The sequence below is a fragment of the Nevskia sp. genome (assembly GCF_021732705.1).
Taxonomy (GTDB): domain Bacteria; phylum Pseudomonadota; class Gammaproteobacteria; order Nevskiales; family Nevskiaceae; genus Nevskia.
Window position 1 is genome coordinate 541,916 of record NZ_JAKFUM010000010.1, and the last position, 11,502, is coordinate 553,417.

Annotated in this window: 7 protein-coding genes; 6 read left to right on the forward strand and 1 reads right to left on the reverse strand. The window is 67.5% G+C overall.

What is annotated here, in order from left to right; all coding sequences use genetic code 11:
* Nucleotides 1-8: 8 nt before the first annotated feature.
* A complete protein-coding gene (gene metH / locus QZ951_RS13930; RefSeq protein ID WP_293001487.1) occupies nucleotides 9-3,800 on the reverse strand; it encodes a methionine synthase in 3,792 nt (1,263 codons plus the stop codon).
* A 273-nt stretch (nucleotides 3,801-4,073) separates the two neighbouring features.
* On the opposite strand from metH, the gene QZ951_RS13935 reads away from it, so the two are divergent.
* From QZ951_RS13935 to QZ951_RS13960, 6 genes are all read left to right on the forward strand, one after another.
* Nucleotides 4,074-6,236, forward strand: a complete 2,163-nt coding sequence (locus tag QZ951_RS13935) for a DUF1631 family protein (RefSeq protein WP_293001488.1) — start codon at nucleotides 4,074-4,076, stop codon at nucleotides 6,234-6,236.
* Nucleotides 6,237-6,422: 186 nt separating this feature from the next.
* Nucleotides 6,423-7,739: an alkane 1-monooxygenase gene (locus tag QZ951_RS13940; protein ID WP_293001490.1), complete on the forward strand. Its 1,317-nt coding sequence runs from the start codon at nucleotides 6,423-6,425 to the stop codon at nucleotides 7,737-7,739.
* Nucleotides 7,711-7,875, forward strand: a complete 165-nt coding sequence (locus tag QZ951_RS13945) for a rubredoxin (protein ID WP_293001492.1) — start codon at nucleotides 7,711-7,713, stop codon at nucleotides 7,873-7,875. Before QZ951_RS13940 ends, QZ951_RS13945 begins: the two co-directional genes overlap by 29 nt.
* Before the next feature lie 210 nt (nucleotides 7,876-8,085).
* Entirely contained in the window at nucleotides 8,086-8,967 is an 882-nt protein-coding gene (locus QZ951_RS13950) for a DUF6279 family lipoprotein (RefSeq protein ID WP_293001494.1), read from the forward strand.
* A 7-nt stretch (nucleotides 8,968-8,974) separates the two neighbouring features.
* A complete protein-coding gene (locus tag QZ951_RS13955) occupies nucleotides 8,975-10,204 on the forward strand; it encodes a hypothetical protein (RefSeq protein ID WP_293001496.1) in 1,230 nt (409 codons plus the stop codon).
* Entirely contained in the window at nucleotides 10,204-11,346 is a 1,143-nt protein-coding gene (locus QZ951_RS13960; protein ID WP_293001498.1) for a HupE/UreJ family protein, read from the forward strand. The genes QZ951_RS13955 and QZ951_RS13960 overlap by 1 nt, the downstream gene beginning before the upstream one ends.
* Nucleotides 11,347-11,502: the final 156 nt, after the last annotated feature.

Here is an 11,502-nt window from a genome sequence, read left to right on the forward strand (position 1 = left end):
CTTGAAGCTCAGTCCTCCGGCTCGTACGCCAGATTCGGCGCCAGCCACTTCTCGGCTTCCTGCAGGCTCCAGCCCTTGCGCCGCGCGTAGTCGTGCACCTGATCCTTCTGGATCCGGCCGACGATGAAGTACTGCGACTCCGGATGCGCGAAGTACCAGCCGGACACCGCCGCCGCCGGCCACATCGCGAAGCTTTCGGTCAGGCGAATGCCGGTGTTCGCTTCGGCATCGAGCAGCTGCCACAAGGTGCCCTTCTCGCTGTGCTCCGGACAGGCCGGATAGCCGGGCGCCGGCCGGATGCCCTGATACTTCTCGTCGATCAGCGCCTCGTTCGGCAGATGCTCGTCCGGCACATAGCCCCAGAATTCCTTGCGCACGCGCTGGTGCAGGCGCTCGGCGAAGGCTTCGGCGAGGCGATCGGCCAATGACTCGAGCAGGATCGCGTTGTAGTCGTCGTTGTCCTTCTTGAACTGCGCCACCCGCTCGTGACAGCCGAGGCCGGTGGTCACCGCGAAGCCGCCGATCCAGTCGTGCAGGCCGGTCGCCTTCGGCGCGATGTAATCGCTCAACGAACGATTCGGCACGCCGGTGCGGTGTTCGCCCTGCTGGCGCAGGTTGCGCAGCGTGTGCAGCACGGTGGTGCGGCTTTCGTCGGCGTAGACCTCGATGTCGTCACCGACGCTTGCCGCCGGGAACAAGCCGAGCACCGCATTCGCGGTCAGCCACTTTTCCGCGATGATGCGGTCGAGCATCGCGTTGGCATCGGCGAACAGCTTGCGCGCGGTTTCGCCCGAGGCCGGATTGTTCAGCACGTCCGGATAGCGGCCCTTCAGCTCCCAGGCGATGAAGAACGGCTGCCAGTCGATGAATTCGCGCAGCTCGGCGATCGGATAATCGCGCAGCACCTTGATGTGCCGTGCCGTGGGCGCCGCGCCCGCTTCGCTGGCGCTGATGTGATGCTCCTGCTGCATCAGCAGGTGCGGCTTGATCGGCCGGAACGTCGTCCAGTCGAGCGGGCTGGCGTTGGCGCGCGCCTTGTCGAGGCTCAGGTACTTCTGGTCGCGATCCTTGCTGGCGTGTCGTTCGCGGATCGATTCGTACTCGGCATCGACTTCCGCCACCAGCGCCTTGCGCTGATGCTCGTCGAGCAGCGCCGACGCCACCGGCACCGAGCGCGACGCATCCTTGACCCAGACGATCGGGCCCTTGTACGCAGGCTGGATCTTCACTGCCGTATGCGCGCGTGACGTCGTCGCGCCACCGATCAGCAGCGGCTGCGTGAAGCCCTGGCGCTGCATTTCCTTGGCCAGATGCACCATCTCGTCGAGGCTCGGCGTGATCAGGCCGGACAGGCCGATGATGTCGACGTTGTGCTCGCGCGCGGCATCGAGAATCTTCTGCGCCGGCACCATCACGCCCAGGTCGATGACGTCGTAGTTGTTGCACTGGAGCACGACGCCGACGATGTTCTTGCCGATGTCATGGACATCGCCCTTGACCGTCGCCATCAGGATCTTGCCCTTGGCCTGCACCGCATCGCCCGGCTTCTTCTCGGCCTCGATGTACGGGATCAGGTAGGCCACCGCCTTCTTCATCACGCGCGCCGATTTCACGACCTGCGGCAGGAACATCTTGCCGGCGCCGAACAGGTCGCCGACGACGTTCATGCCGTTCATCAGCGGACCCTCGATCACCTCGATCGGACGGCCGCCGCGCGCGGAAATCTCCGCACGCAGTTCCTCGGTATCGGCTTCGACGAAAGCATCGATGCCCTTGACCAGCGCATGGGTGATGCGTTCGCCGACCGGCAGGGATCGCCAGGCTTCATCCGCCACTTCGGCCTTGCTGCCATCGCCCTTGAAGCGCGGCGCGATCTCGACCAGCGCTTCGGTGGCTTCGGTGCCCGGCTTGCGATTGAGGATCACATCCTCGATGCGCTCGCGCAGTTCCGGGTCGATCTCCGAATAAATCACCAGACTGCCGGCGTTGACGATGCCCATGTCCATACCGGCCTTGATGGCGTGGTACAGGAACACCGCATGGATCGCTTCGCGCACCGGGTTGTTGCCACGGAAGCTGAAGCTCACGTTCGAGACACCACCGGAGATGTGCGCGCCCGGCAGGTTCTGGCGGATCCAGCGCGCCGCTTCGATGAAGTCGACGCCGTAGTTGTTGTGGGCCTCGATACCGGTGGCGACCGCGAAGACGTTCGGGTCGAAGATGATGTCTTCCGGCGGGAAGCCGACGTCCTCGGTCAGGATCCTGTAGGCCTTCGAGCAGATCGCGATGCGCCGCTCCAAGGTGTCGGCCTGGCCCTGTTCATCGAAGGCCATCACCACCACCGCCGCGCCGTAGCGCCGGCACAGCTTGGCCTGCTCGATGAACTTCTCGGTGCCTTCCTTCATCGAGATCGAGTTGACGATCGGCTTGCCCTGCACGCACTGCAGGCCGGCCTCGATCACTTCCCACTTCGAGGAATCGATCATCACCGGCACGCGCGAGATGTCCGGCTCCGACGCGATCAGGTTCAGGTAGCGCACCATCGCCGCCTTGCCGTCGAGCATGCCCTCATCCATGTTGACGTCGATCACCTGCGCGCCGGCCTCGACCTGCTGCCGGGCAACGGCGACGGCGGCGGTGTAGTCGCCGGCCTTGATCAGGTCGCGGAACTTCGCCGAGCCGGTGACGTTGGTGCGCTCGCCAACATTGACGAAGCCGAGGGCGTCGTCGATGGTCAACGGTTCGAGACCCGCAAGACGGCAGGCCATCGGCAGCTTGCCGGGCACGCGCGGCTTCTTGCCGGCGACGAACTTCGCGATGCTGGCGATGTGCGGCGGGCTGGTGCCGCAGCAGCCACCGACGATGTTGACGAGGCCCGAGTCGGCGAATTCGGCAACGATTTCCGCGGTTTCATCCGGCGTTTCGTCGTACTCGCCGAACGCGTTCGGCAAGCCCGCGTTCGGGTAGGCGCTGACATAGCAGTCGGCGATCCGCGCCAGTTCGGCGATGTACGGCCGCATGTCCTTGCCACCGAGCGCGCAGTTGAGACCGATCGCGAACGGCCGCGCGTGGCTCAGCGAATTCCAGAACGCTTCGGTGACCTGACCGCTCAAGGTTCGGCCGGAGGCATCGGTGATCGTGCCGCTGATGATCACCGGCAGCTTGTAGCCGCGCTCCTCGAACACCTGCTCGACGGCGAACACCGCCGCCTTCGCATTCAGCGTGTCGAAGATCGTCTCGATCATGATGATGTGGGCGCCGCCGTCGATCAGGCCGCGCGCGCACTCGGCGTACGCCGTCACCAACTGCGCGTAGCTGACGTTGCGGGCGCCGGGGTCGTTGACGTCCGGGCTGATGCTTGCGGTGCGGTTGGTCGGGCCGAGCGTGCCGGCGACGAAGCGCGGCTTTTCCGGGGTGGAGATCGAATCGACCTCGATGCGCGCCAGACGCGCCGCCTCGACGTTCAGCTCATAGGCCAGCGACTCCATCTTGTAGTCGGCCAGCGAGATCGTCTGCGAGTTGAAGGTGTTGGTCTCGATGATGTCGGCACCGGCCTCCAGATACTGCCGGTGGATCTCGCGCACGATGTGCGGCTGGGTCAGCACCAGCAGGTCGTTGTTGCCCTTCAGATCGTGCGGCCAGGCCTTGAAACGCTCGCCGCGGTAATCGGATTCCGACAGCTTGTAGCGCTGGATCATCGTGCCCATTGCGCCATCGATGATAAGGATGCGCTCGCGCGCGATCGCATCGAGGCGGGCTGCGAGGGCGGCGGGGTCGAAGGTCAGCGGGGCGTCGAGCATTGCGGCGAATCCAGTGGGACCATCGAATTGTATCCTTCTATGCGGATAAGCGGATGGCTCACTCGTGGACGATCGCCGAACCGTCGCAAGGGCCACACGCCGCGGATGGAAATTGGTAAGTTTTGACCACTTGCTCAGCGAAGTTGGGAGCTCGCCGTTCGTCGGCTGCGCTCGTCCCCGCGTCAGCGACGAAGGGCCGTTCGCGCGCACGCACGTACCGTCAGAGTCGAGGCAATCCCTGCCTTTGCTTCCGGAACCCGCGCCGGCATCGCCATGGCAGCCACCATCCACACCCTGTTCGGTCCCCCGTCGACGGAGCCTGCCGTGCCATCGCCAACGCCGGTACCGGGCCTGCGCGAGGAACTGCGCGACGGCGCCCTCGCGATCCTCGACGATCTGGCGCGGCAGATGCTCGACAGCGCCGACGACGCGCTGTTCGAGATGTGCGAGCGCTCGACGTCCGACGCCGAACGTCGCCGCTATCTCGATACGATGCGCGTGCTGCGCCTCAACCGCAGCCCGTTTGCGAAGGAGTTTTCGCGGCAGCTGGGCTTGGGCTTCGATCCCGCCGATGGGCCTGCCCCACCGGACGGCACCGCCACCGACTTCGACAGTCTGTCGATCCAGCCGACCGAGGAGCTGGAAGAACGGATTGCCGTGATCAATCTGGCGACGAAGGCCGAAAGCCTGTTCAAGCAGTCGATCTACGAGCTGGAAGGCCGTCTGTCGCGCGCGCAGTGCAAGGCCGCGAACATTCCGGTCAAGGCGCTGAATCCGTCACAGATCTGCGATGCCTTTGCCAAGGCCGCGGTTCTGCTGGAAACCGATTTCCAGGTCAAGCTCGTCGTCTACAAGCTGTTCGATCGCGTGATCAGCCGCGACCTCGACCGGGTGTACCAGTTCGCCTTCGCCACGCTTGCCCGCCATGGCATCGATGGCCGCCGCGCCGCCGCGCCGGGACAGGGCGGCGGTCGAACCCCTGCACCGACGCCGATCGCGACGACGGCCGACCTGCTGCGCCAGTACGGGCTCGACAGCCTCGATCAGGCGCGCACGCAGTATCCGGAAGCGCGACATCTGTCCGACCTGCTGGCCGGCATGGCGCAGCCCGGCAGCGGTGCCGACTGGCAGGCGACCACGCAGCGGCTGTCGATGGCGCACCAGCTGTTCGACGAACTGCTGGCGGAGCCGATGCTGGCCGCGCCGACGCGGGCCTCGCTGCAGCCGCTGCGCTATCCGCTGTATCGCTCGGCATTGACCGATCCGGCGCTGTTCGCGAATCCGGCGCATCCGACGCGCAAGCTGCTGTCGGAACTGATCGAACTGGCCGTGGCCAGCGAGAACGGCGACCTGTCGCCGACCCGCTTCCGCGCGCTGCTCGATTCGGCGCTGGCCGCGCCGCCGCCGGCAACGCACGACACGGCCGGCGCATCGCTCGAACTCGAACGCTTCGTGCAGCAGCTGCGCGACGAGGCGCGCAACCGGCGCACGGCCTTGTTGTCGCATGTCCGTCGCCAGGTGGCGCAGGAACTCGATCTGCGCACGATCGGCCGCGAGCTGCCGCAGCCGGTGACCACCCTGATGCGCTCCGGGCTCGGCCCGGTGATGGCGATGCGGATGCTGAACGGCGGCCGCGCCAGCCCAGGATTCCGCGACACCGAGGTGCTGCTCGACCGCGTGCTCGGCAGCCTCGATCTGGTGCCGCCGCCGACCGAGGAGGACCTGCTGTCGCGCGCGCGGCTGGTGCGCGACCTGTCGAGCGCGATGCAGGACATCGGCATGACCGATACCCGCATCGCGCCGATGGTGCTCGGCCTGCGCGAGGTCTGGGCCATGCTGGACCGGCCGAAAGCGACGGCGCGTGACGGTGTCGCGCCGTCGACGGAGCACGACGATCGCCCGCAGGAATCGGCGCGCGTCGTGCCGTTCAAGCCGGTGGCGAGCGATGCGGTCGTCGCCGCGCGCGTCGGCGACCCGCCGCTGGCTGAAATCCTCGCGCCGATCGAGCTGCCGGAGCCGATGGCGGCGACGGCGACTGACCGCGTGCCGTCAGCGCCGTCCGAGGCTGTCGAAGCCGTCACGGCGCCCGCCGTGCCGGTGGCGCCAGCGCTTGACGCAACCGTCGAACCATCGGTGTCGCGGCTGCCGAGCGTCAACGCGACCGAGCTGCTCGGCCGCATCCTGCAGCCGGAAAGCTGGTTCCGCGTGTTCGATGCCGCGCAGAACCAGACCCGCTGGCTCAAGCTCGCAAGCTTCCATGCGCAGCAGGGCAGCGTCACGTTTGCCGGCTTTGACGAAGCGAGCCGGCTCGGACTGCGCGCGGCGCGCTTGATCGACGATCTGGTCAGCGGCCAGTCGGAGCCGATCAATCCGACGCCGCCCGCTCGCGACGCACTCGCGCAACTGCGCGACGGCCGCGCTCGCGGGCTGCTGTAGCGCGCGCGGCGCCGCAGCCAAGCGGGTGCCGCCGAGCGAAGAAAATTGGCCGGCGTGCGGCCTGATCAAGCATCACGCGACGTGATCCTCGACGGCGCGATTCCCGTGATCGACGACATCGATTGACAAGCCGTGGCTCCTTCGCCAACATTAATTAACCGATCGGTTATTTGCGAGGAGACGACGATGTCGACAATGACGGCACCAGCCGCGGACTGGAAAGACAAGAAGCGCTACCTGTGGTTGCTGGGCATCGTGGTCATGGGCCTGCCGCTGTACGGTTATGGCCTCGTGCAGCTGACCGGCCTGTCGCTGTTCTGGTGGACCAGCCCGATCGTCCTGTACCTCGTCATTCCGGCGCTGGACCATCTGATCGGCGAGGACGACGAGAACGCGCCGGACGAGGCGATGACCCGCCTCAACGCCGATGGCTATTACCGCTGGGCGGTGATGGCGGCGATTCCGCTGCAGTACGTGACCTTCGTCTGGGCCACGTGGATGGCCATGACCGGCGACCTGAAGTGGCATGAACTGCTCGGCCTGTTCATCTCGGCCGGCATCGTGTCCGGCCTGTCGATCAACGTGGCGCACGAACTCGGCCACCAGACCTCGAAGCTCGAACGCTGGGCCGCGAAGATCGCGCTGGCACCGGTGGCGTACGGCCATTTCTATGTCGAGCACAACCGCGGCCATCACATCCGCGTGTCGACCCCGGAAGATCCGGCGACCTCGCGTTTCGGCGAAACCTTCTACGAGTTCCTGCCGCGCTGTCTGAAAGGCTCGATCGTCTCGGCCTGGGAGATCGAGAAGAAGCGGCTGGAGAAGAAGGGCAAGTCGGTCTGGTCGCTCGAGAACGACAACCTGCAGGCCTGGGGCCTGACGGTGGCAATCTACGGCGCGATGGCGATCTGGCTCGGCTGGCTGGCGCTGCCGTTCATGCTGTTCCAGGGCCTGTTCGGGGGCGCGCTGCTCGAAGTCGTCAACTATCTCGAACACTACGGCCTGAAGCGCGAGAAGAAGGCCGATGGCAGCTACGAGCGCTGCCAGCCGCATCACTCGTGGAATTCGAACCATCTGGCGACCAACGTGCTGCTATATCACCTGCAGCGCCATTCCGATCACCACGCCTACCCGACGCGCTCGTTCCAGACGCTGCGCAATTTCGACGGCCTGCCGCGCCTGCCGAACGGCTACGCCGGCATGATCCTGCTCGCGTATTTCCCGCCGCTGTGGTTCAAGGTGATGAACCCGAAGGTGGTCGCGCACTTCAATGGCGACATGAGCCGCGCGAACATCAAGCCGGAAATCCGCGAACAAGTGTTGGCACAGTACGGGCGCGCACCGCATAATTGCGCCCGCCGCGCCGGCCCCGCCGACGCGCCGACCGAGCGACGCCTTGCCGCCATCCGCGATCGCGGTGGCTGCAGGCGCCGCTTCATTTTTATCCAACACGCAGCACGTAACGGGGTTCGCGATGAAGAAGTGGCGTTGTCTGGTCTGTGATTTCGTCTACGACGAGGCCAAGGGCGTGCCGGATGAAGGCATTGCACCCGGCACCCGCTGGGAAGACGTTCCGGACGACTGGACCTGCCCGGACTGCGGCGCCGGCAAGGCCGACTTCCAGATGGAAGAGATCTGAGGCCCGGTACCCGATGAGGTGAAGCGTCGGCCCTATAGGCCCCGCTTTCGCGGCTGACCTGCGCCGCGCCCGTGAGACCCACGGGCGCGGCGTTGTCGTCTTGGGCGCTTGCGCCGTCGACGTCGCGCACGGCGCGGCGCCACCCGCGAACTTAACGGCATCTGGCAGAGTCCATGCACCGGCATCTCGCCGCGCTGGAAAACGCCATCGATGACCCGTTCCCTCCCGCGGCAGCTGCGGCTGCTGATCCTGCTGCTGGCCGTCGCCCTCACCGGCTGCAATGCCGGCGCCCGCTTCGCGTACAACCACCTGGATCGCCTCGCGCTGTGGAAGCTCGGCGATTACGTGACGCTCGATGCGCCGCAGAAAGCCGCGTTTCGACGCGAATTCGCGTCGATCTGGACCTGGCACCGAAGCACGCAGCTGCCGCTGTACGCGCGCGACCTGCGCGCCTTCGCCGCGACCCTGGAAGGCGGCGCGCTGCAGGCCGAGCAGATCGAAGCGGTGCTGGACACGGCGGAAGCGCACGGCCAGCGCCTCGGCCAGCAGTTCCTGCCCGCGGCGGAACGCCTGCTGCCGCTGATGAGCGACGAGCAGGTGCGCCGCTGGCGCGACGAGCGGCGCGAGAAGATCGAGCGGGACGAAGCCGAGCGCCGCGATGAGACGCTGGAACAGCGCCGCAAGCGCTACATCAAGGAGCAGCGCGAAGGCGTCGCGGACTGGATCGGCAAGCTGAATCCGAAGCAGCTCGCGCTGATCGACGCCGCCTGGCAGGCGGAGCTGCCGCTGCTGCGCGATCCCGACGTTCGCCGCGACGAGCGGCTGGCCAGTCTCGCGCGTTACGCCGCCCTGCTCGACACGCGTACGCAGCCGGGGCTCGCCGCGCGCATCGAGGCATTCGACGACGGCGACAGCCCGGCCAAGGCCCGGCGCGCGGCGGAATCGGCGCGCGGACGCCGGCTGTTCGTCGATCTCATGCAGGCCACCGACGCGTCACAGCGCGACAAGCTGCGCCGTCGCCTGCTCGAACTGGCCGAGGATTGCGAGGTGCTGGCGCGCGAACCCGCGTCCGATCCCGCCGCCGCGTCGTAAGAGCGGCATGAACGCGACCAACAGGCTTCGATCGGGAATCGCCGCACTGCTGCTGCTCGGCGTGACCGGTGCCGGTGCGCAGGCCGCGTCGGAACCGTACACGCCCGCCGATGACAGCGTGGTGCTGGAACGGCTGGCGCCAGCCGCGAATGCGGTCGAAGGCCTCCGGGCGCTGCAGGCGCAGCGCCGGGCGCTTGCGAAGATTCCGGACAATCTCGACGCGGCGGCGAGCTTCGCCCGTCACGCCATCGAGCTGGGCCGCGCGGAGGCGGATCCGCGCTACTTCGGCTACGCCGAATCGGCGCTGGCGCCGTGGATGACCCTGACCGATCCGCCGTCGCGCGCGCGCCTGCTGCGCGCCACCCTGCGCCAGCAGCGCCACGACTTCGCCGGCGCGCTGGCCGATCTCGACGTGCTGATCGCCGCCAATGGCCGCGACGCGCAGGCGCGGCTGACGCGGGCCGTGGTGCTGATGGTGCAAGGCCGTCCGGCCGATGCGATCGCTGACTGCAACGCGTTGATCGAAGCCCGTGCCGATCTCGTCGCCAGCGCGGTCTGCATCAGCGAGGCCCGCAGTCTCGATGGTCACGCCGCTGCCGCGATCGCCACGCTGAAATCGGTGCTGGCCGAGGCCGGCGACAGCATCCCGCCGAGCGAAAAGGTCTGGGCGCTGACCACGCTCGCGGAGATCGAGGTCCGGCAGGCGCGCGAGGCCGACGCCGAGGCGCACTTCCGCGAGGCGCTGGCGCTGCTGGCAGCGACCGGCGAGCGCAATCCGTATCTGCTGACGGCCGTTGCCGACTTCCTGCTGGCGAGCGGACGCGCCCGCGAAGCCCTCGCGCTGACTGCCGACAGCACGCGCGTCGACAACCTGCTGCTGCGTTTCGCGCTGGCGCAGGCGGCGCTCGGCGAGCCGGCGGCGGCCGAGTCGATCCGGCTGCTGCAGGCGCGCTTTGCCGAAGCGGCCTTGCGCGGCGCGACCGTGCACCTGCGCGAGGAAGCGATGTTCGAGCTGCGCCTGCAGCGCAACCCGGCGCGGGCGTTGACCCGCGCGCTGCAGAACTGGGAATCGCAGCGCGAGCCGGCCGATGCCCGGCTGCTGCTCGACGCCGCGATTGCCGCCGGCCAGCCCGCCGCGGCACAGCCGGTGCTCGACTGGATGCAGCGCACCGCGATCGAGGACCCGGCGCTGAAGGCGCTGGCCGCCACGATCGGTGCCGCGGGAGCGCGGCCGTGATGCGTCCGCTGCTTCGCGCGATGTTCGCGCTCGTGCTTCTGACGGCGGCCGGACACGCCAGCGCCCACAAGGCCAGCGACAGCTTCCTGCAGCTCACCGTCGCGCAGGACGCGATCAGCGGCCGCTGGGACATCGCGTTGCGCGATCTCGACTTCGCGATCGGGCTCGACGCCGATGCCGATGGCGCGATCACCTGGGGCGAAGTCCGGCGCAGCGAAGCCGCGATCGAGGCCTACGCCCTGAGCCGGCTGGCCGTGCTTGCCGACGGCAAGGCCTGCTCGCTCCAGGCCGGCCCGCTGCGGATCGCCGAGCACAGCGATGGCCGCTATGCCTCGCTCGGCCTCGAAGGCCGTTGCGCCGCGGCGCCGAGCCAGCTCAGGCTCGACTACGCGCTGCTGTTCGATGTCGACGCCCAGCATCGCGGCCTGCTGAATCTGGTGTTCGACGGCAACCGCCAGCCCGGCGTGTTCGCACCGGATCGCCGCGAACTGCGCTTCCAGACCGGCCGCACCGCAAGCGTGTTCCGGACCTATCTGCATGAAGGGCTGTGGCACGTCTGGAAAGGCGCGGACCACATGCTGTTCCTTGCGGGTCTGTTCCTGCCGGCCGTACTGCGCCGCCGCGGCCTTGCCCTGAATGCCGGCTGGGAGCCGGTGGCGCGCCTCGGTCCGGCGCTGCGCGAGACGGCAGCGCTGGTCACCGCGTTCACGATGGCCCACGCCGCGACGCTCGCGCTGGCGGCCACCGGCGTGTTCAACCCGCCATCACGGATCGTCGAATCGCTGGTGGCCGCGTCGGTGCTGTTCGCCGGGCTGAACAACCTGCTGCCGATGGTGCAGCGCCGACTGTGGCTGCTCGCGGGCTTCTTCGGCCTGATTCATGGCGCCGCGATCGCCGGCGCGCTGCTTGAACTCGGCCTGCCGACACAGGGCCGGGTCTGGGCGCTGCTGGCGTTCAATGTCGGTGTCGAAGTCGCCCAGCTGGCCCTGGTGGCCGTGGTCGTGCCGTTGACCTGGCATTTCCGCCACTCCGCCCCGTTCCGACATGCCGTGCTGGTGCCGGGCTCGATCATCGTCGCCATCGCCGGGCTGGCGTGGCTGCTGAAGCGGGCACTGCTGCTGCCGATCCCGATGCCGTTCTGAGCGCACATGCGGTGCTGATCGGCGCCCACTAGGTGTTTAACCCCACATAACCAGACAAAAGCACCACATTGTGGGAGCGGGTCTCTCGGGAGCATCTTCCTTTCTGCCTCTCGCCGATCGTAGCGCAACAGGAGAGCAAGCTCACCAAACTTGTTT